This window comes from Streptomyces sp. HD (assembly GCF_028369295.1).
Classification (GTDB): Bacteria; Actinomycetota; Actinomycetes; order Streptomycetales; family Streptomycetaceae; genus Streptomyces.
This window is the reverse complement of sequence record NZ_JAQMYP010000007.1, coordinates 155594-176071: the sequence shown is the minus strand read 5'-3', so window position 1 is coordinate 176071 and position 20478 is coordinate 155594. Positions and strand designations below refer to the sequence as shown.

Annotated in this window: 13 protein-coding genes and 1 tRNA gene; 7 read left to right on the top strand and 7 right to left on the bottom strand. The window is 70.6% G+C overall.

The window, feature by feature from the left end; translation table 11 throughout:
- Positions 1 to 156: 156 nt before the first annotated feature.
- The 3 genes from POF73_RS09725 to POF73_RS09715 all read right to left on the bottom strand — a co-directional run bounded on the left by POF73_RS09725 (position 157) and on the right by POF73_RS09715 (position 6476).
- Positions 157 to 2004, bottom strand: a complete 1848-nt coding sequence (locus tag POF73_RS09725; RefSeq protein WP_272114143.1) for an ABC transporter permease subunit — start codon at positions 2002 to 2004, stop codon at positions 157 to 159.
- A gap of 12 nt (positions 2005 to 2016) precedes the next feature.
- Positions 2017 to 3540: an ABC transporter substrate-binding protein gene (locus POF73_RS09720; protein ID WP_272114142.1), complete on the bottom strand. Its 1524-nt coding sequence runs from the start codon at positions 3538 to 3540 to the stop codon at positions 2017 to 2019.
- Between the two features lie 1667 nt (positions 3541 to 5207).
- Positions 5208 to 6476: an aspartate aminotransferase family protein gene (locus POF73_RS09715; RefSeq protein WP_272114141.1), complete on the bottom strand. Its 1269-nt coding sequence runs from the start codon at positions 6474 to 6476 to the stop codon at positions 5208 to 5210.
- Positions 6477 to 6702: 226 nt separating this feature from the next.
- On the opposite strand from POF73_RS09715, the gene POF73_RS09710 reads away from it, so the two are divergent.
- Positions 6703 to 8388, top strand: a complete 1686-nt coding sequence (locus tag POF73_RS09710; RefSeq protein ID WP_272114140.1) for a PucR family transcriptional regulator — start codon at positions 6703 to 6705, stop codon at positions 8386 to 8388.
- Between the two features lie 1616 nt (positions 8389 to 10004).
- On the opposite strand, the gene POF73_RS09705 is transcribed toward POF73_RS09710, so the two are convergent.
- Positions 10005 to 10078, bottom strand: a tRNA-Pro gene (locus tag POF73_RS09705).
- Positions 10079 to 10195: 117 nt separating this feature from the next.
- On the opposite strand from POF73_RS09705, the gene POF73_RS09700 reads away from it, so the two are divergent.
- From POF73_RS09700 to POF73_RS09690, 3 genes are all read left to right on the top strand, one after another.
- Complete coding sequence (locus POF73_RS09700) at positions 10196 to 10717, top strand: DUF309 domain-containing protein (protein WP_272114139.1); 522 nt, start codon at positions 10196 to 10198, stop codon at positions 10715 to 10717.
- A 155-nt stretch (positions 10718 to 10872) separates the two neighbouring features.
- The gene (gene cobF / locus POF73_RS09695) at positions 10873 to 11646 is read left to right on the top strand and encodes a precorrin-6A synthase (deacetylating) (RefSeq protein WP_272114138.1); all 774 of its coding nucleotides are present in this window, start codon (positions 10873 to 10875) and stop codon (positions 11644 to 11646) included.
- Positions 11647 to 11778: 132 nt separating this feature from the next.
- Complete coding sequence (locus POF73_RS09690) at positions 11779 to 13860, top strand: MDR family MFS transporter (RefSeq protein ID WP_272114137.1); 2082 nt, start codon at positions 11779 to 11781, stop codon at positions 13858 to 13860.
- 89 nt (positions 13861 to 13949) lie between these two features.
- Here the strand turns inward: POF73_RS09690 and POF73_RS09685 are convergent, their stop codons facing one another.
- Positions 13950 to 14696: a cobalt-precorrin-6A reductase gene (locus POF73_RS09685; RefSeq protein WP_272114136.1), complete on the bottom strand. Its 747-nt coding sequence runs from the start codon at positions 14694 to 14696 to the stop codon at positions 13950 to 13952.
- A 277-nt stretch (positions 14697 to 14973) separates the two neighbouring features.
- On the opposite strand from POF73_RS09685, the gene POF73_RS09680 reads away from it, so the two are divergent.
- The gene (locus POF73_RS09680; protein ID WP_272114135.1) at positions 14974 to 16440 is read left to right on the top strand and encodes a hypothetical protein; all 1467 of its coding nucleotides are present in this window, start codon (positions 14974 to 14976) and stop codon (positions 16438 to 16440) included.
- A 35-nt stretch (positions 16441 to 16475) separates the two neighbouring features.
- The gene (locus POF73_RS09675; RefSeq protein ID WP_272114134.1) at positions 16476 to 17348 is read left to right on the top strand and encodes an HAD-IIA family hydrolase; all 873 of its coding nucleotides are present in this window, start codon (positions 16476 to 16478) and stop codon (positions 17346 to 17348) included.
- Here POF73_RS09675 and POF73_RS09670 read toward each other — a convergent pair.
- On the bottom strand, positions 17334 to 18107 hold the full coding sequence (locus POF73_RS09670; protein ID WP_272114133.1) for a sulfite exporter TauE/SafE family protein: 774 nt from the start codon (positions 18105 to 18107) through the stop codon (positions 17334 to 17336). The two genes, POF73_RS09675 and POF73_RS09670, sit on opposite strands and share 15 nt — an antisense overlap.
- An 89-nt stretch (positions 18108 to 18196) precedes the next feature.
- Entirely contained in the window at positions 18197 to 19384 is a 1188-nt protein-coding gene (locus POF73_RS09665; protein ID WP_272114132.1) for a thiolase family protein, read from the bottom strand.
- A gap of 206 nt (positions 19385 to 19590) precedes the next feature.
- Here POF73_RS09665 and POF73_RS09660 point away from each other — a divergent pair, with 206 nt between their 5' ends.
- On the top strand, positions 19591 to 20400 hold the full coding sequence (locus POF73_RS09660) for an alpha/beta hydrolase (protein WP_272114131.1): 810 nt from the start codon (positions 19591 to 19593) through the stop codon (positions 20398 to 20400).
- Positions 20401 to 20478: the final 78 nt, after the last annotated feature.

Below are 20478 nucleotides of genomic sequence, written 5' to 3'. Positions count from 1 at the left end.
GGACAGCCTCGCCGAAGCACGACCCCCGATGCACGAAGAGGCGTGTAGGTCCGAGCAGCCGCCCGATCTTCGACGGCTACCTCTTCAACCACCGGTTCGGCCGGGGACCTGCGGCGGCGGATGCTGGCCCATCACCGGGATCTCGATGTGACGGCGTCATACAACCGACCGGGGCTCAGTTCGCCTGGCAATGACCTTGTCCTCCCTCTGCACACCTCTCCTACGGGACCGACGGGACATCCGGCCCCGGACTGACGCCGGGCCGTGCACAGCCGTAGCGTCCGTGCTGGAGAGGGCGAGGACGGAGAGCAGGACGAGTGCGCAGGCCGGGCCGAGTACGGTCCAGGGCGCCAGTTCCGCGTACGGCTGGTTCTCCGACAGCAGGCGGCCCCACTCGGCGGTGGGCGGCTGTTCGCCCAGGCCGAGGAAGCCGAGGGAGGCCAGTACGAGGACGGTGGTGGGCAGGCGCAGGAGGGCGTTGCGCAGGACGGGGGGCAGGACGGCGGGGAGCAGGTGGTTGCGGAGGAGGTAACCCGGGCCAGCGCCGAAGGAGAGGGAGGCGAGCATGTGGCCGCTGGCCCGTTCCTGTTCCAGCAGGGCCGATGCCTGGGCGGCGTAGGGGGTCCAGCCGACCAGGCAGACCGCAAGGGCGGCACCCGAGGCCGACGGGCCGGTCACCGCCGTGGTCAGCATTCCAGCGAGGACAGCCGGCATCGTCGACACCACTTCCGTGAGCCCCGCGCCGACCTGTGCCGCCATGCCGAGCAGCAGCCCGGTGAGCGTGCACACCACGGTCACGGCGAGGGCCGCGCCCACTGTGCGCAGCGCGCCGTGGCCGAGGCGGGCGAGCAGATCGCGGCCGAGCGCATCCGTGCCCAGCGGGTGCGCGGCGGAGGGCGGGAGCAGTCGGGCCGCGGTGTCCACGTGGAGGGGATCGCGGAGCAGTCCGACGGTGACGAGAGTGAGCAGGGCGAGGGCGCAGGCCATGGCGGCCCAGCGAGTGAAGCGCCCTCGGGCAGCGGTCGGTGCGTGCAGGGTGGGCAGGGCTCCGTCCCGTAGGGCTGGGCCGAGCAGGGCGCGGCGCAGGGCCTGGATGAGGAGGCCGGCGACGACGCCGAGCAGAATGAGGGCGAGTGTCGCGGTCTGCAGAGGCGGCAGGTCCTGGGCGATGGCGGCGTCCAGGGCGAGGCGGCCGAGGCCGGGAATGTTGAAGATCCTCTCCACCGCGACGGCACCGCCGACCAACCCCACGACGGTCGGCAGGAGTTGCGGGAGAACACCGGCCAGCGCGCGGCGCAGCACGTGCCGGGCGACGTGGTGGGGTGCGAATCCGTAGGCGCGCCAGGTCCGGGCCCACGGTTCGTTGAAGGCGGCGGGCAGCGACTGGTCGAGCAGACCGCCGATCATCGCCCCGGACGGAACCCCGAGTGCGAGCGAGGGCAGCACCATCGACGCCGGTCCCTCCCACCCACTGGACGGGAACCAGCCCAGCCACACCCCGCACACGGTGGCGAGGAGTGAGGCGAGCAGGAACTTGGGCAGCGCCGCGAGGACGCCGACGCCGACGGCCCCTGTCCCCCGGTGCAGCCGTCGCCGGGAGCCGAGATACAGGGTGCGGGCACTGACCAGCGCGGCGACCGCGATGGTGACGACGAGCGCCCCGAGCATCAGCGTGACGGAGACCGCGAAGGCGCTCGTCACCTGGGGCAGCACCGCCTCACCTGACACCCAGGAAGTGCCCGCGTCGCCCTGTGGCAACCCGCCCAACCAGTGCGCGAGATGCGTGAACGGCCCCTCGTCCAGGCCCAGTTGCTCCCGCACCGCAGCCAGCTGCTCCGGGGTCGGATCCTGGTCGGCGGAACGGGCCTGCAGGACCGTCAGGGCGGGGTCGTTGCCGGACAGCCAGGGCAGCATGGCCACGGCCGTCAGCAGCGCGGCCCCGGCGGCGAGGCGGCCGAGGCCCGCGCGCCACCGGGACGGGCGGGCCTCAGTACCGGGCGACATGACGCTCACCGGCTACTTCAGGTGGGTGTCGACGTCGATCAGGGAGCGCTCGCGAGGGTCGAGGAGCACGCCCTCGACGTTCGCGGCGATGCCCTGGATGACCTTCTCGTGGACAAGCGGGACGACGGCGTCGGTGCGCAGGATCTGCGCCTCGGCGGCCATGATCTTCTGCTGTCGCTTCGTCGTGTCGCCTTCCTCGGCGGCGGACTTGATGGCCTGGTCCACCCTGGAGTCCTTCAGACGGGCGATGTTGTACACGCCGTCGCTCTTGTAGTCGCTGGCCAGGTAGGCGGCCGCGTCGCCGGTGTCGAGGAGCACCACCCGGGACATGACGAGGGCGTCGTACTTGCCGGCGAGGAGGTCGGTCTCCATCTGCGTGTACTCGCGGACGTCCTGCTTCACGGTGAACCCGGCCTTCTCCAGCTGCTGCTGCAGCACGGAGGCGACCTCGGGCAACTCCGTGCGGTTGGTGAAGGCGGCCAGACGCAGGGTCTTGCCCTTCGTCTTGGACCTGACCTGCGCGGGTGTCGCGGCCCTGGCGCGGCCGGTGACCTCGACACGCTGGTCGGCCGCCCAGGACACGGCGGGCCCGAACAGGCCCTGCGCAGGGTCGGCGTACCCGCCGAAAATCGAGTCGACGAGGCCGGAGCCGTCCACGGCCTCACGGGCCGCCGCGCGCAGTGCGGGGTCGGTGAAGATGCCGTTGCCGGTGTTAAGGATGAGGCTGTCGGTTCGCACGGACGGCACTTCGTGACGGGTCTTCGCGTCCAGCAGCTTCGCCTGGGAGGTGGGAATCCACTCGGCGATGTCGACGTCGCCGCCGCGCAGGGCGTTGGCGCGGGCGGTGCCGTCAGCTATCCAGGTCACGTCGATGCCGGGCGCCTTGGCCTTGCCGCCCCAGTAGCCGTCGTAACGGTCGAGCGTGGCCTTGGACTTGCCGGTGCGTTTCGTGACCTTGAAGGGGCCGGTTCCGGTGCCGATCGAGCTGACGGCGCCGTCCTTCGCGTACGCCTTGGCGGAGAGGATGGCCAGTACCGGGCTGGCCAGGCGCAGCGGGAGCACCGGGTCGGCGACCTTGGTGCTGATGGTGACGGTGTTGGCGTCGTCGGCCTTCGCGGTGAGGGTCACGTCGCTGAGGACGCGGGGCTTGGGCGTAGCGGCGTCCGCGTGGTCGAGCGCGTTGACCACGGAGTCGGCGGTGACCGGCGTGCCGTCCTGGAAGGTGGCCTTGCGCAGCTCGAAGGTCCAGGTCGTGGGGCTGTTCTGCTTCCAGGACTTCGCCAGCGCAGGGTCTGCGGCGCCGTTCTTGTCCAGGGCGGTGAGCCCTTCGACGACGGCGAGCTTGCCCAGCAAGGTCGCGTCATCGCTGTACGGGGACAGCGCCTGCACCGGCGGCCGGGCGAGCGCGACCCGCAGCCGACCGGCCGACCCGCCTTCCGTAGCCGAACCGGATCCTTCCGCGCCGGACACGAAACAGCCTGCGAGCAGCGGAGTGAGAGCGAGAGCCACGAAGACGCCACGGGGGGTCGTACGCATGGGAGGTCCTGTCATGCGAGAGCGGGTGGTTTGAGCCCCTGCACGCCAAAGGTGGGAAATGAGGGCTCGATCACTATACTTAGGTGAGCCTTACTTGATCTACTTCGGTAGGTGAATTCTCAACCAATGGGATCGCTGCGCACGAGGTAACGTCATCCGCGACTGGATGGCTCCGCTATGGCGTGACCTGGCTCATCCCGCTCCGGCTGACCCGCGAGCCGGCTTCCCGCCCATGCGGCGAGCGTCGGCGGCGTACCGGTGAACGGCCCCGTCATCGGGCACCGGAACCCGGCTTCGCGGAGGCACACGGGTCCCCTGCCCCAACGCCTTCGGCCTGCCTGCCGACCGCAGGTTCCACCCGCCGGTCGACCTGCGCGACGAGCGGACCATGGCACTGCTGCCGGCCTGCGAGACCGGGCAGGCCCGAGGGGCGGTCGCCCAACACGCCGACGCCCTCACGGTCGAGCGCCGCACCCGGTTCCGGTTCACGGTGTCCTGAGCGTGAGTGCGACGCCGAGCCGTCCGCCCAGGCTGGGCTGCGGGACGCGCGCCCTCGCGGCGGCAAGCGGCTCGTATCCCAGCCGTGGGGAGCACCGGACCGCCGCAGCACAGACGATCACTGTCAGCAAGAGGCCGTGCGGAGCCGAGGCTGCCATCGCACGATGCAGCAATGGCGTCACACCCTTTGCACCCGATACCTTCAACGGAACCGGCGCTGAACTGCCCAAGCCGTCCGACTCGACCTCGCGACACACCTTTCGGCCAAGAGAACTCCTGTTGATCACGGCGGCCCCGCAGAACGCGGCAACTCCAGCACGGCTGCACTGCGCACGCACTGCAGTGCGGGTGTCACCGCCAACGAGGAGCACCTGGCCCGCCAAGTCGTCCGGTCGGTGGGCTCGGTGACCGCCCTGCCCCCCCACACACATCGGCCCTGCGGCGGCCGTCTGAACCGCGACAGAAGCGGCCCTGGTCACCCGGGGCCGACGTGGTGGACCTCGTGGTCCAGGGCGGGCTGCCGGCCAGGGAAGAGGCAACGGTGCCGCTCACTCCGGTTCCGTAGAGCTCCGCCCTCCACACGGGCGGTTGACGACGTTGGACAGGGTGAGCGCGGTGACCGTGTCCCGTACGCCAGGCGTCTGGGCGATGTCCTCCCGATGCCCCGTGCGAGTTCCAGCGAGGCCGCCTCCAGACGCACCATGATGTCGAAGTCGCCGCTGATCTAGCAGATGACGACCTCGGGGATGCGTTTGAGCGCGGCCAGGACGTCGCTTCCGCGCATGCGGTCCTGGCGGTAGACGAGCACCGAGATGACATTGCCGGTTTCGTCGCCCGCGCGGACGATGGTGTCGTCGGCGATGTGGCCCGGACTCCGTCACCGGCCTCCCCGAGGGCCGTGCCTGGTGGTATGTCGAGTTCGACTGCGACGACGCGGACGCGGTGAAGGCCCGCGCCTCCGGCGCTGCTGGACGTACGGCAGCGCCGGAGAACCTGGCCGCTCACCTGCGCGACTCCGCAAACTCCTGACTCAAGGCGCGAGGGAGCGGTGTGGAAGCCGGTGCGGTCGCCACCAGGCGGACCGTCGCCGCGGTGACGACCGCACAGGAGCCTTCGGTACGCGCAAGGCCGGGTGCGGCCGGAACGGACGGCGCCCCGGCCTCACCGCGTCATCGCCGCGCCGCTCCCGATGTGCCGGCCTCCACCGCGGCCGCCCATGCCTGGAGTCCCTGGTCCACCGCCGTCTCGTCGATCACCAGGGCCGGGATCATCCGCACGACCTGGTTCCAGGCGCCGCACAGAAGCAGGAGCAGGCCCTGGTCGACAGCGGCACGCTGCACGCGGGCGGCCGTCTCGGGGTCCGGACTGCCGTCCTCGGTGACGAACTCGGTGGCGAGCATGAGCCCGAGGCCGCGTACATCGCCGATGCCTGCGGTCCGGTCGGCCACCGCCTCTAGGCCCTGGCGAAGGCGCTTGCCCATCGCCTCGGCGTTCTCGACGAGCCTCTCGTCGCGGACAACATCGAGGGTGGCGCAGGCTGCGGCGCAGGCGACGGCGTTGGCGCCGTACGTACCGCCCTGCGAGCCGGGCCACGCCTTGGTCATCAGTTCCTCGGAGGCGGCGATTCCTGACAGCGGGAAGCCGCTGGCCAGGCCCTTGGCGGTGACGAGGATGTCGGGCGTGACGCCGAAGTGGTCGTGACCCCAGAAGCGACCGGTGCGGCCGACGCCCGTCTGTACCTCGTCGAGGATCAGCAGGAAGCCGTGGCGGTCCGCCCGCTCCCGCAGGCCCTGCATGAAGGCGCGGTTGGCGGGGACGTATCCACCCTCGCCGAGCACCGGCTCGACGATGATCGCGGCCGTGTCGGCGGGCGAGGAGATCGTCTGGAGCGTGTAGTCCAGCTCCTTCAGGGCGAAGCGGGTCGCGGTCTCCTCGTCCCAGCCGTATCGGTGCGCAGACGGGAATGGAGTGACGACGACACCGCTCATCAGCGGGGAGAAGCCGGACCGGAAGCGGGTGCCGGAGGTCGTCATGGAGGCGGCGGCGACCGTACGGCCGTGGAAGCCGCCGTGACAGACGATGACATTGGGGCGGCCGGCGGCCTGCCGAGCCAGCCGCAGCGCGGCCTCCACCGCCTCGCTGCCGGAGTTGGTGAAGAACAGGCTGTCGAGCCCCTCGGGCAAGACCTCGCCTAGTTTGTCGACAAGCCGCCGCAGCGGCTGGTGCATGACTGTCGTGTACTGGCCGTGGACGAGGGTGCCCACCTGTTCCTGTGCAGCCGCTACGACCTTGGGGTGGCAGTGCCCGGTGCTGGTCACGCCGATGCCGGCGGTGAAGTCGAGGTAGCGGCGGCCGTCCTCACCGTAGAGGTGGACGCCCTCTCCCCGGACCGCCACCACGGGCGTGGCTTGGCGAAGGTGCGGCGACAGTGCAGTCATGTTTCGTCTCCCGGCGGGTCGTCGGTCTGGCTCCGGTCCGGTCGAGCATCTCCGCGTACCTCGATGACGCCAATGGTCGATCTGTCCGCCCCCGCCGCGGTGTCTGGACGTTGTGTCAGCCGCACCCGGCATCACGCCCCGCTCGTCCTGCTCACAGCAGCCCTTTCAGAGCTCTTGCGCAGGTCAGCGAGGATTGTCAAGGTGACGGAGCACCCCGGGAGGCCCCATGCACGAGAACCACCACACGGCTGCGCGGCCCGTCACCGACGGTCCTGACGCCTCCTTGGCAGGCCCGGACATGGCCACCGCCAACCATCCGCTCACCGTGGCCGACGTTCTGACCCTTCCCGTCCTCGCCGCCGGGCAGCCACAGGTCGTCACCGGAGCAGACCTCCTCGACCGCCCCGTCCGCTGGGTTCACATGACCGAGCTCACCGACCCTGCCTCTTTCCTCAAGGGCGGCGAGCTCGTACTGACCACCGGTATGCCCCTGCCCGAGGAGCCGGCCGGTGTCCGCCGCTACGTGAACGAACTCGCCGACATCGGCGCGGCGGCCTTGGTCATCGAACTGGTCCGCCGTTACCACCGCCCGCCCGACGCCCTGGTCCATGCCTGCGAGGCGCGCGGGCTCCCCCTCGTGACCCTGGCCAAGGACGTCAACTTCCTTGAGGTCACACAAGTCGTCCACGCTCTCATCCTCGGCAACCAGGCCGAGGAGATGCGCCGGACCCAGCGCATTCACGAGGCGTTCACCGCCCTCACCCTGCGCGGCGCTGTGCCCGAGGAGGTCGTACGTGCCGCCGCTGAGATGAGCGGCCACACCGTCGTACTGGAGAATCTGGCCCACCAGGCACTGATCTGCGCGCCCTCCGCAGGCACGGTCGAGGCAGCGCTCAGCGACTGGGAACGGCGCTCACGAGCGACACCTCCCGCCGGCCGCACATCCGTGTCCGGACCCGGCGGCTGGCTCGTGACATCCGTGGAGTACCAGGGCGAAAGCTGGGGCCGGGTGGTCATGCTGCCCGCTCCGTCAGGCCGGCCCACCCCCTCGACATTCGGCCCGACGGCTGTGACCGTTCTGGAGAGAGCTGCGATGGCCCTCACCATCGCCCGCGTCATCCACCCCGTGCCCTGGGAACGCACCGCACACCGCAATCTCCTGCGCGACCTCGTCGGACAACGTCACCACTCTCCCGCGGACGCCGAGGCCCGGGTCGCCGCACTGGGTCTGTCCACCAAGGACTGCGGCTTCATGGCCGTGCTCGCGGACTTCCCTCAAGAGACGGACGCGACGAAAAGCGAGGCCCTCCTCGGCGAAGAGCTGAGGAAGCAGGGGACACAGGCTCTCGTCGGTGTTCTCAGCCCCACGCGCCTCGGCATCCTCCTGTCCCTGCGCCCCGGCCAGCCCTGCCCATCCGTGGTCGAACACCTGAGCCGCACCGTACTCGAGTTGGCGCCGGGGGCCACCATCAGCGCAGGCAGCGAGGCGGCGGACCTCTTCGATGTCGCCCGATCCTTCCGCGAGGCGACCCGCGTCACCGAAGCCACCGAGCCCGGCCAGCCACTCCCGCCGGGACGCTCCTACCACCAGCCGTCCGACATCGGCCTGCGCCGCCTTCTCTTCGCGCTCCGGGAGGACATCCGGATCCAGGACTTCACCGAGCGCCGGCTCAGCCGGCTCCTCGACCACGATGCCCGCCACGGGACGGACTTGCTGACGACCTTGCGCCACTACCTTGACGCGGCAGGCAACAAGACCCTGGCAGCCCGCTCCGGCGGTCTGTCGCGCGAGACCGTCTACCAACGTCTGCGCAGCATCGAGCGGATACTCGACTGCGATCTCGAGTCCGGCGAACACCGCACCGAACTGCACATGGCACTCACAGCGCTCGACGTCCTACGGGCCAGGTGAGCCGCTGGCCACAGCACGCACTCCCATATGGCGTCGGTAGCGTGCCCCAGTGCTTAGGCGGGCAGCCTGCCCCAGGTCCCGCTGCCCTACCTCCCGCCGCGCCTCCCGGGCTCCTGGTGATCACGGCGGCCCTGGCTGGCCAGCGTATGCCGCCGAGCGCAGGTTCGGGGAGAGTTCACCCGACACAGATCGTTCCGTATCACCCGCAGGATGAGGTGGCGGTCCGCCAGGGGCCGCGGCGCGACCCGGCTTCGCATTCGCACGGGCTCTGTCGTTCTTGCGATTGGCCTGAACCTGCCGACGCGTGCCCCAACACGTCTACCTGATCACGAGCCTGACCGCGCACCAGGCGCACACTGTTGACCTCATGCGGAACGCATTCACGGGCATTGGGCTACCGAGAACCGGGCGCACCACGTCAGGGGCGTGACGTTCGGAGCGGACTCCTGCCCAGCAGCAAGACAAACGTGAGCCCACGAGGAAGCCGGCCAGCTCATCTCCGCACCTGCTCCAGCCTCGCCAACGACCTGACGGTCTTTCAGCTCGTGCGTCATTCGTGCGTCACGCCGCAAGAACCAACGGGCTCCGCCGCTCCCACGCACCCCTCGTCCTCAGGCGAATGCCCAAGTCACGCGGCATCGTCCGCCTTCACCCCTTCCCAACTCCCAAACAGGTCGAGCCGACGAGGGAAGTCAGAAAACCGCAGGTCATGAGCCCTTTCCAGTGGGCTCCAGGATCGCGACGCACTCCACGTGGGAGGTCATCGGAATCATGTGAGGGTCGGCCCAGTCCGGAGAAACCACAGGTCAGACCCGGCCCACGGGCCTTGCGGGGACCCAGAGCGTCACACGAGCGTCATGGCCGATCAGTCCCAGCCTCACGAAGTGGTCGGCCGCTCGACCACAGACATGTCGAGAGCGCACTTCGTTATGGTCACCGCAGACGTGACACCCCATTACATTCCCCCGCCCATGACCATCGCCTTCGGATGGCCGAGGAGTGAGGGCCCAAGCCCTCCTCGTGCCCGGCGGTAAGCAACACTCCTGCGCCGCTGCGAGCAGCCTGGCTACTGCCATGACAAGCACGCGACGGCTCCGGAGGGTGCGGTCACGTCCGCTGGAGTGGTGTATCGACGGCCACTCGGTGATCTCGTTTTGAGGCTATGCGGTGAGCTCGGTGGGCAGGGCGGTCTGGTCGGTTTCTGACTCGTTTCGGGAGGAGGCGGGCCTTGGCGAGCAGGTCGAGCCCCATGTAGCGGCGGGCCTCGCCTCGACCACTCGTCGTTCTGCTCGGCCAGGACGGCGCCGGCCAGGCGGATCAGGGCGGTGCGGTCGGAGGAGATTCCGACCACGTCCGTGCGGCGGCAGTCAGGCCTTCGCAGCGGGCCCCTGCCACTCCACGAAGCGCCCCGCCGCGTGCTCGAACCGGTGAGGCAACTCTCGCAGCCTGAACCGGCACAGAAGGTGCAAAACCGGGCTGCATGGTGCACCTTGACTGAGTCAAGGTGGGCTTTGGCCGCGTTCAAGCGGACCGGTCCCCAACGGGTCCCCAAAAAATGATCAAAAGGCCATTTCAGATCCTCTCTGAAATGGCCCCTGACCTGCGACTTCGTAAAGTCGGGACGACAGGATTTGAACCTGCGACCCCTTGACCCCCAGTCAAGTGCGCTACCAAGCTGCGCCACGTCCCGGTGTGCCGACCCGCGGTGAACCGCGTGATCGCGCGAAGAGAACTTTACCTCACGGCGGGAGCCGCGCCGCAGCGGGCGCCGGCCGGGCAGGATCCGCCGGACAGGCAGAATCGTCGTATGGGCAACTCATCGTCGGAGCGGCGGACAGGCGCACGGGACCGGGACAGCGAGGGGCGGGCGCGCAACGCCCGGCCGCGGGACGGTCTCGGACGGCCGCTGCCCTACGGCGAGGAAGGCGTCGACCGCCAGCCCGAGGGTGTCGTACGCACCCCGGACCAGACCGTCGCGGAGGCACAGGAACTGCTCGACGCGGGGAAGCCGTTCCATGCTCACGAGGTCTTCGAGGATGCCTGGAAGAGCGGCCCCGACGAGGAGCGGGCCCTGTGGCGGGGACTGGCCCAGCTCGCGGTGGGGCTGACACACGCGGCCCGGGGGAACGTCACCGGCGGGGCACGGCTGCTGCGGCGCGGGGCCGGGGCGGTCGAGGAGTGGGCGTCGCAGGAGCAGCGGGCGCGGCCGTACGGGATGGATCTCGCGGGCGTGATCGGGTGGGCGCGGGAGCTGGCCGGGACCGTGGAGGAGAGCGGCGCGACCGTGGACGCGGGGGACCGGGCGCCCCGGTTGCGCGGGGCGTCGTAGCGGCGCGGCCTGTGTTCGGCGGGCGCGATGATCACTGCGGGATGGGTTTTGTCCCCGGGCCGGGTGGGCGGTGTCCTCCCGTCGGACGGGCGGTGTACCCGCTCTGAGGTGGGCGCGATGTCCTCGCTGTCAGTGGCATGGGGCAGACTCGTGGCGTGCGAAAGATTCATGTCATCGGTATTGGGGCGGGCGACCCCGAGCAGCTGACCCTGCAGGCGGTCAGGGCGCTGCGGGGCACGGACGTGTTCTTCATCCTCGACAAGGGCGAGGTGAAGTCGGACCTCACACAGCTGCGCCGGGACATGCTGGACGCGCACCGGGAGGAGGGCACGTACCGGGTCGTGGAGGCTCGGGACCCGGAGCGGGACCGGGCCGCGGGCGGCGCCTCCTACTCCCCCGCCGTCGGGGACTGGCGCAGTGCCCGCGCCGGGATCTACGCACGGCTGATCGCCGAGGAGCTGGGCGAGGACGAGACCGGGGCTTTCCTGGTCTGGGGTGATCCCGCGCTGTACGACAGCACGCTCGGGATCCTGGAGGAGGTTCTGGACAAGGGCGAGGTCGACTTCGAGTACGACGTCGTGCCCGGCATCAGCAGTGTCTCCGCGCTCGTCGCCCGGCATCGGACGGGGCTGAACCGGGTGGCCCGGCCCGTGCAGATCACCACCGGGCGGCGGCTGGCCGAGGGCTTCCCCGAGGGCGTGGACGACGTGGTCGTGATGCTCGACGCCCACCAGACCTTCCGGCGGTACGCCGACCAGGACATCGACATCTACTGGGGCGCGTACATAGGCACCCCGGACGAGATCCTCGCCTCCGGCCCGATCGCCGAGGCCGCACCCCGCATCGAGCGGCTGCGCGCCGAGGCACGGGAGCGCAAGGGCTGGATCATGGACACGTATCTGCTGCGCCGGAAGCCGAACGAGCAGTAGGAAAGACCAACAAGAGACCAACAGAGGGGAAGCCGACGAGCGGCAGGAAGGCGGTCATCGCCTGCCGCCGAGCGGCACCCGAGCGGACCGTCCCCGCATGCGTCGCGGGCCCACCGCTGTGATCGTGGCCCCGTGAGCCTCGTCGAGGAAACCGCGCCGTCCGCCGCCTCCCAGCCACCGGTGCTGGACGCGCGCCGTCGCAATGTCGTCTTCGTGACGATCATGCTGGGCATGCTGCTCGCGGCCCTCGACCAGACGATCGTGGGCACCGCGCTGCCGACGATCGTGTCGGACCTGGGCGGGGCCGAGCACATGTCCTGGGTGGTGACGTCGTATCTGCTCGCCGAGACCGTGTCGACGGCCCTGGTCGGCAAGTTCGGCGACCTCTTCGGCCGCAAGGTCGTCTTCCAGGTCTCCGCGATCGTGTTCATCACGGGGTCGTTCCTGTGCGGTCTGGCCTCCAACATGACGCTGCTGATCGTCTGGCGGGCGATGCAGGGCATCGGGGCCGGCGGTCTGATGGTGACGGCGATGGCGTTGATCGCGGACGTCATCCCGCTGAGGGAGCGCGGCAAGTACCAGGGCGCGATCGGTGCGGTGTTCGGTGTCGCGACGGTGATCGGGCCGCTGCTGGGCGGGCTGTTCACCGATCACCTCACCTGGCGCTGGGCGTTCTACGTCAACGTCCCGATCGCGATCGTCGTCGTCATCGCGGCGGCCCGGACCATCCCGGTCGTCAAGTCGGCGTCCCGGCCGATCATCGACTACCTGGGCATCGGGCTCGTCGCGGTCGGTGCCAGCGCGCTGATTCTGGCGACGAGTTGGGGCGGCAACGAGTATCCGTGGGGCTCGGGCGTCATCATCGGTCTGTTCGTCGGCGGCGCGGTCGCCCTCGGGTTGTTCTGCTGGGCCGAGACACGGGCCGCCGAACCGATGCTGCCGATGCGGCTGTTCGCCAACCCGGTCTTCTCGGTGTGCTCCGTGCTCAGCTTCATCGTCGGCTTCGCCATGCTCGGCGCGATGACCTATCTGCCGACCTATCTGCAGTACGTCGACGGCGACTCGGCCACCATCTCCGGGGTGCGGACGCTGCCCATGGTGGCCGGGCTGCTCGTCGCCTCGGTGTTCAGCGGCACCGTGGTCAGCAAGACCGGGAAGTACCGGATCTTCCCGATCGTGGGCTCCCTGGTGATGGCCGTCGGGCTGTTCCTGATGTCCCTGATGGGGCCGTCGACGAGTGCCTGGCTGGAGTCGCTGTACATGTGCGTGCTGGGCACCGGCATCGGTCTGTGCATGCAGGTCCTGACGATCGCCGTGCAGAACACCGTCGTCTACAGCGACCTCGGCACCGCCACGTCCGGTGTCACCTTCTTCCGTACGCTGGGCAGTTCGTTCGGCACGGCTGTCTTCGGCACGATCTACACCAACACGCTCACCCCCAACCTCACCGAGGCCGTCGAGGCCGCCGCGCAGACCGGATCCGGTCTCGATCCGGCCGCCATCTCCCAGGCCGCGACCAGCCCCGAGGGCCTGCACGGACTGCCGCCCGACACCGCCGCCCCCATCGTCGAGGCCTACGCCGACACGCTCCAGACCGTGTTCCTGTGGACGGTGCCGGTCGCGGCGCTCGGCTTCTTCGTCGCCCTTTTCCTCAAGCAGGTGCCGTTGCGCGACAGTGCCCGAATGGGGTCCACCGACATGGGCGACGGCTTCGCGTCGCCGCACGGCGCCAACGCCCAGCGGGTCCTTGAGGCGTCCGTCGGGAAGATCATCGGCGGTCTGCAGCCCGAAACGGCACGCCGGATCATCGCGGACTCCGACACCCGGCTCGATGTGGCCGGCGCCTGGGCGGTGATCCAGGTCGAGCTGCTGACCCACCTCGTCGGCCACGCCAGCCTCGGACTGATCGCGGCCCGCCGTCACATGCCTCCGGAGGTACTCCTGCCGGTCTTCGACCGGATGGTCGAGGAGGGCTATCTCACCCGCGACGGCTCCCTCCTCTCCCACACGGCGGCGGGCACCCGCGAGGCCCAGATCATCGGCAAGGCGTGGGGCACATGGCTCGAACAGCGGGTGCACGAGGACATCGGCCGTCCGCCGGGCACCGATCTGCGCGACGCGGTCCACACGATCGCCAAGCGCCTGCTGGTCGAGGACCTGAGCGCCGGGCTGCCCAGCCGCGCCAAGGAGTTGGCGCCGAGCGGGTCACGATGACGGGCGGCGCGGCGCTCTCCGGCTGGGCGGCCGGCGCGGGTTCTCAGTGGTCGTCACGGGTTCGGCGGCCCTCACGGCATCGGCGGCCGTCACGGGCGGAGGCCGAGGCGCCCCAGCACTCCCGCCACGTCCGGCACCGTCTCCACGTCCGCCGGGAGCGGGGGACGTCGTACGACCACGACCGGGAGGGCGAGTCGGCGGGCGGCCGTCAGTTTGGCCGAGGTCGCCGTTCCGCCGCTGTCCTTGGTCACCAGGACGTCGATGCGGTGCTCGTGCAGGAGTGCCGTCTCGTCGGCCGGCGTGAACGGGCCGCGGGCCAGGAGCACTTCGGTGTGCGGGGGCATCGGCGGTTCGGGCGGTTCGACGGAGCGTACGACGAAGTGCAGGTCCGTCAGGTGGGCGAAGGCCGCCAGGCCCAGACGGCCGGTGGTCAGGAACACCCGGTGCCCGAGGCCGGGCAGCACGGCCGCGGCCTCGGCCGGCGACGCGACCTCGTACCAGCGGTCCCCGGGGCCGGGACGCCAGCCGGGGCGGCGCAGGACCACCGCCGGCACCCCTGTCGCCCGCGCGGCTCGGGCCGCGTTCGCCGTGATCGACTCGGCGAAGGGGTGGGTGGCGTCGACGACGGTGTCGACGTGCTCGGCGCGCAACCAGTCGGCCAGCCCCTCCGCGCCGCCGAACCCGCCGATCCGTACGTCCCCTTCGACCGCGCCGGGTCGCTTCACGCGCCCCGCGAGGGAGGTCGTGACGTGGACGCCGGGGTGCGCTGTGAGCACGGCGGCGAGTTCGCGGGCCTCGGTGGTGCCGCCGAGGATCAGGATGTGGCGGGGAGACATGGGGCGAGCGTACGAGGTGGGTCGCGGGCAGCGGAGCTGCGGGTCCACGGGCCCCGGGCGCCGGTGCCCGGATCACGACCGCCGGTGCCCGAAACGCACGGGGCGAGGCCTGGAACGCGCACGGCAGCACGTCAAACGCGCGTCGTGATGCCGGACCCGGGCGCTCCGCCGCGAACACTATGAACACAACGGTCAGATCGTGGCTCCCCACCCCATCCATCCCTACCATCGCGGCGCACGGCTCGACGGCGTGCCGACAAGGACGAGGAGCAGCGTCTTGGACTGGACGAGAACGCACGCACTGATCCGCAGGTCGGTCCCGCCCTCCCAGCAGCGGCGTACGGCGCTGGCCGCAGTGCTGGCCGGGGTCCTGACCGTCGGTATCCTCGTCGGCGCCTCGAACGCCCGGGGGGAGACGACGGGACCGGCGCGTGCCGATTGCCCCGCCGATCTGGTCGGCCGGGCGCGGTGTTACACGGGCCGTGACGCCGACGGCGCCTTCTACACGATAGCCGTGCCCGACGACTGGAACGGCTCCCTCGTCGTGCACGCCCACGGCGGCCCCGACCTCGCGGCGGACTCGGACCCGGCCCGCAGCCTCGACGATCTGCGCCGCTGGACGGTGATGGTGAAGGAGGGCTACGCCTGGGCGGGTTCGTCCTACCGGCGGGGCGGCTACGGGACGCGGATGGCCGCCGCCGACACGGAGAGCGTGCGCCGGCTGTTCGTCGGGGAGTTCGGCAGGCCGCGGCGGACGTATGTGCACGGCCAGTCGTGGGGCGGGAACGTCGCCGCGAAGGTCGTGGAGACCTACGGCAGACGTCAGGGGGCGTACGACGGGGCGCTGCTCACCAACGGCGTCCTCGCCGGTGGCTCGCGCGGCTACGACTACCGGGTCGACCTGCGCGTCGTCTACCAGCACTACTGCGGCAACCACCCCCGCCCGACCGAGCCGCAGTACCCGCTGTGGCAGGGCCTGCCCGCCGACTCGACCATGACGACCGCCGGGCTGCGCGGCCGCCTTCAGGAGTGCACCGGTTACGCGTCGGCGCCCGAGGAGCGGACCGCGCTGCAGCAGCGCAACCTCGCCGACATCCTGGCGGTCACGCGGATCCCGGAGCGCACGCTGGAGTCGCATCTGCGGTGGGCGACCTTCACGTTCCGGGACCTCGTGCACAAGCGCCTCGGGGGCCGGAACCCCTTCGGCAACCGGGGCGTCCGGTACTCCGGGTCGCATGACGACGAGGCGCTCAACGCCGGCGTCGAGCGGTTCGCCCCCGACCCCACGGCCGTACGCGATCTGTCCTACGACAGCGATCTCACCGGCAAGGTCTCGATCCCGGTGCTGAACCTGCAGGCGATCGACGACCCCACGGTGTTCGTGGAGCACACGGCGGCGTACCGGGCCACGCTGGAGGGGGCCGGGCGGGTCGGGCATCTGGTGCAGACGTTCACGCGGGAGCGCGAGCACAGTGAGCTGAGCGATTCCGAGTACGCGGCGTCGATCGCCGCGCTGGACGCGTGGGTGCGCAAGGGCAGCAAGCCCACGCCCCGGTCGGTCGCGGAGTCGTGCGACGTGTTCGACGCGACGTACGGCACTGGGTGCTTCTTCGACCCCGGGTTCCGTCCGGAACCGTTCGACTCGCGCGTGGAGCCACGGCCGGGCGGGCTGGAATGGCCGGTCATGACGGCCGGTCAGGAGCGGGTGTGGAGCAGGATCGAGGGTGTCGGGATCGCTCCCTGAGCGGAGTCGGCGGGGGTGGTCGCTATCGTCCTGGCATGGGAGCCGTACGTGCCGTCCTGATTGACATCGACGGGGTCCTCACCGTCTCGTGGCAGCCGCTGCCGGGTGCGGTCGAGGCGTTGCGGGAGATCCGCGCGGCCGGGCTGGGGGTCGCGCTGGTCACGAACACGACCTCGCGGACACGGGCGTCGATCGCCCGGGTGCTGGCCGAGGCGGGCTTCCCGGTGTCCGCCGAGGACATCCTGACCGCGCCGGCCGTCACCGCCGCGTATCTCGCCGAGCACTGTCCGGGGGCCCGGTGTGTGCTGCTGAACAGCGGGGACATCGCGGAGGATCTGCCCGGGGTCACCGTCGTCGGCGCGGACGAGAGTGCCCCCGCCCCAGACCCAGAAGACCCAGACCCAGACCCAGACCCCGGCCCCGGCCCAGACCCCGACGACGCTCCGGATGTCGTGGTCGTCGGGGGTGCCGGGCCGGAGTTCGGCTACGCGGCGCTCAACCGGACCTTCGGGTATCTCCAGCGCGGGGCGCGACTGGTGGCCATGCACCGCAATCTGTACTGGCGTACGGAGCAGGGGTTGCAGCTCGACACGGGGGCGTTCCTGGCCGGGCTGGAGAAGGCCGCGCGGGTCGAGGCGGAGATCACGGGGAAGCCGTCGGCCGCGTTCTTCGAAGCGGCGCTGGCGCATGTGGGGGCCGGTGCGGGCGATGCGGTGATGGTCGGGGACGACATCGAGTCCGACGTGTTGGCGGCGCAGCGGGCGGGCGTCACAGGGGTGCTGGTCAGGACCGGTAAGTACCTGCCGGAGACGCACCGGGCAGCGAGCGGCACGCCCGACCATGTGATCGACTCCTTCGCCGATCTGCCCGCCCTGCTGGCGGGACTGAGCGGGTCAGTGCAGCAGTAGCTGTACGCCGCCCACGACCGTCGCGGCGATCACGAGTTGCTCGAACAACCGCTGGTTGATCCGGTGCACAGCCCATTTGCCGAGGAACGCACCGGGCACGACGAACGCCACGAGCGCCGCGTCGAGCAGCAGCGAGGGGCCGTCGATCAGGCCGAGTCCGACGCTGAAGGGCACCTTGGAGACGTTGACGATCAGAAAGAAGAAGGCTGACGTCCCGAGGAAACCGAGCTTTCGGAAGCCGGCCGACAGCAGGTACATCGACATCACCGGGCCGCCCGCGTTGGCGACCATGGTGGTGAAGCCGCCGAGGACGCCGTACGAGCGGGCCTTGACCCGGCCGGCCCGCGTGGTGACCGAGTCCGGTTCCTCCTCCGTCTCGGCCGTACGGCGGCGCCACACCGTCACGCCCGCCATCATCAGCAGGATCGCGCCGATCGACGTACGGACGATCCCGTCGTCCGCCCACATCAGGAACAGCGTGCCGAACACGACACCGGCGGCGACCGCGGGGAACAGTCGCCACAGCGTGGGCCAGTGGGCGTGCCGTCGGTAGGTGAGGACGGCGAGCACGTCGCCGGCGATCAGGATCGGCAGCAGGACGCCGGTGGAGGCGCGGGCGGGCAGTACGGCCGCGAAGATCGCCAGGCTGACCGTGTTGGCCCCGCTCACGGCGGTCTTCGAGAAGCCGACGAGCAGGGCCGCGAAGGCGAGCGCGGCGAACTCCCAGCCTGTGATGTGCCAAAGAGTCATCGTGTCCATGCGGAGACCGATGCTATGTGCAGACATCAGGTACTGGTAAGGACCGTCTCGCCAGTTGGTAGATTGCCGGGGCCGCGGCCTGGAGAGCGCTAGTGCCGCTCCACCAGCACCGCGCTGCCCTGGCCCACGCCCACGCACATGGTGGCCAGCCCGCGCTCCGCCCCCGTCCGCCGCATCCGGTGCAGCAGCGTCGTGAGGATCCGTGCGCCGGAGCTGCCCAGCGGATGCCCGAGCGCGATGGCGCCGCCGCTCGGGTTGACCAGCCCTGGGTCGATGCCGAGTTCGTCCACGCACGCGAGTGCCTGGGCCGCGAACGCCTCGTTGAACTCGGCCTCCTGGATGTCGTCGATCGCCCAGTCGGCGCGGGCCAGGACCTTGCGCGTGGCCGGGACCGGGCCGAGGCCCATCACATCGGGGTGGACGCCGGCCGAGGCGCCGGCGACATAGCGGCCGAGGGACTCCAGGCCGAGGTCGTTCAGGGCCTCCTCGCTGACCAGGAGCAGTCCGGCGGCGCCGTCGTTCATCGGCGAGGCGTTGCCCGCGGTGACCGTGCCGCCCTTCCGGAAGACCGGCTTCAGCCGGGAGAGCTTCTCGTACGAGGTGTCCTCGCGGATGCATTCGTCGCTGTCGACCAGCATCCCGTCCGGGCGCTCGACCGGCAGGAGTTCGTCGTCGAAGTGGCCGTTCTTGCGGGCCTCGGCGGCCCGTTGGTGGCTGCGCAGCGCGAACTCGTCCTGGCGTTCACGGGGGATGCCGTGGCGCTCGGCGACCTCCTCGGCCGTCTCGCCCATGGCGAGCAGGCCGTGCAGTTCCTTCATCGCCGGGTTGACCAGGCGCCAGCCGAGCCGGGTGTCGAAGGTCTCCATGCGGTGGGGCAGGGCCTCGTCGGGGCGGGGCAGGACGAAGGGGGCACGGCTCATGGACTCGGAGCCGCCTGCGAGCACGATGTCGGCCTCGCCTGCCGCGATGGTGCGGGCGGCTGTCGTCACCGCCTCCAGGCCGGAGGCGCACAGGCGGTTGACCGTGGCGCCGGGGACCGACTCGGGCAGGCCCGCCAGCAGCGCGGCCATGCGGGCGACGTTGCGGTTGTCCTCGCCGGCCTGGTTGGCGGCGCCCCAGTAGACGTCGTCGATGCGCGCCGGGTCCAGTGCGGGGACGTCGGCGACGAGGCCCCGGATCACGGTCGCGGCGAGGTCGTCGGGCCGTACCGACGACAGCGCTCCACGGAGTTTGCCGATGGGGGTGCGGCGGGCGGCCGCGAAGTGGACGGGACGCACGACAGGTCTCCTGACCGGGCAGTATGGATCGACACCCTATTAATTAGCACCGCTAGTTTTGGACTATAGACCGACCCGGCGCGCCCTGGGAAGATCCCCGGGAGCCTTCATCGACCGACACGGCGAGCCGGCCGGGGCGGCCCTGAGCCGACCCGGCCGGTCTCAGCCGATGCCATCGGTCTCAGCCGATCCCAGCCGGAGGAACCATGGTCGACACCCGCGAGCACCTCCTCGACGGAAGCCGGGGACGCATCGTCGTACGCGAGTGGCCGAACCCCCGGCCGCGCTACGTCGCGCTCGTGGTCCACGGCTATGCCGAGCACGTCGGACGGTACGCCGGGGTGGCGAATGTCCTGGTCGCACACGGTGCGGCCGTGTTCGGGCCCGACCACATCGGGCACGGAAGGTCGGCGGGCGAGCGCGTGGTGATCGAGGACTTCGAGGACGTGGTCGCCGATCTGCGCGCCGTCGCCGACCTGGCCCGCGCCGCCCACCCGGACGTACCGCTCGTGCTCGTCGGACACTCCATGGGCGGCCTGACCGCGGCCCGCTTCACACAGCTCTACGGCGCCGAGGTCACCGCCCTGGTGCTGGCCGGGCCCGTGATCGGCGACTGGGAGCTGCCCCGGCGACTGCTCGCGCTCGACGAGATCCCCGACAAGCCGATCAGCCCGTCCGCCCTCTCCCGGGACCCCGAGGTCGGCGCGGCGTACGCGGCGGATCCGCTGGTCTGGCACGGGCCGATGAGGCGGCCGACGGTGGAGGCATTCGCCCGGATGCTGGGCACCGTGTCCAAGGGCGGCGGCATCGGACGGGTGCCCCTGCTGTGGCTGCACGGTGACGACGACCGCCTGGTCCCGCTCCCCGGCAGCCGTACCGGGATCGAGGAGCTGCGCGGCGACGAGACGACCGAGCGGATCTACGCCGGCGCCCGGCACGACCTCTTCCACGAGACGAACAGGGCGGACGTCTTCGCGGATCTGATCCGCTTCCTGGACGGCGTGCTCACACACTGAGACGCGCCCCGTTTGCCGGGGTTCGTCCTGGGCACCCGCGCCCGCATGGAGTGATTCCAGCAACTGGAGCCAGAAGGA

Excerpts from the sequence above, each read along its gene's own strand:
- POF73_RS09725 (WP_272114143.1), bottom strand. The coding sequence starts at position 2,004 with ATGTCGCCCGGTACTGAGGCCCGCCCGTCCCGGTGGCGCGCGGGCCTC.
- POF73_RS09720 (WP_272114142.1), bottom strand. The coding sequence starts at position 3,540 with ATGCGTACGACCCCCCGTGGCGTCTTCGTGGCTCTCGCTCTCACTCCG.
- POF73_RS09715 (WP_272114141.1), bottom strand. The coding sequence starts at position 6,476 with ATGACTGCACTGTCGCCGCACCTTCGCCAAGCCACGCCCGTGGTGGCG.
- POF73_RS09710 (WP_272114140.1), top strand. The coding sequence starts at position 6,703 with ATGCACGAGAACCACCACACGGCTGCGCGGCCCGTCACCGACGGTCCT.
- POF73_RS09700 (WP_272114139.1), top strand. The coding sequence starts at position 10,196 with ATGGGCAACTCATCGTCGGAGCGGCGGACAGGCGCACGGGACCGGGAC.
- POF73_RS09685 (WP_272114136.1), bottom strand. The coding sequence starts at position 14,696 with ATGTCTCCCCGCCACATCCTGATCCTCGGCGGCACCACCGAGGCCCGC.
- POF73_RS09675 (WP_272114134.1), top strand. The coding sequence starts at position 16,476 with ATGGGAGCCGTACGTGCCGTCCTGATTGACATCGACGGGGTCCTCACC.
- POF73_RS09670 (WP_272114133.1), bottom strand. The coding sequence starts at position 18,107 with ATGGACACGATGACTCTTTGGCACATCACAGGCTGGGAGTTCGCCGCG.
- POF73_RS09660 (WP_272114131.1), top strand. The coding sequence starts at position 19,591 with ATGGTCGACACCCGCGAGCACCTCCTCGACGGAAGCCGGGGACGCATC.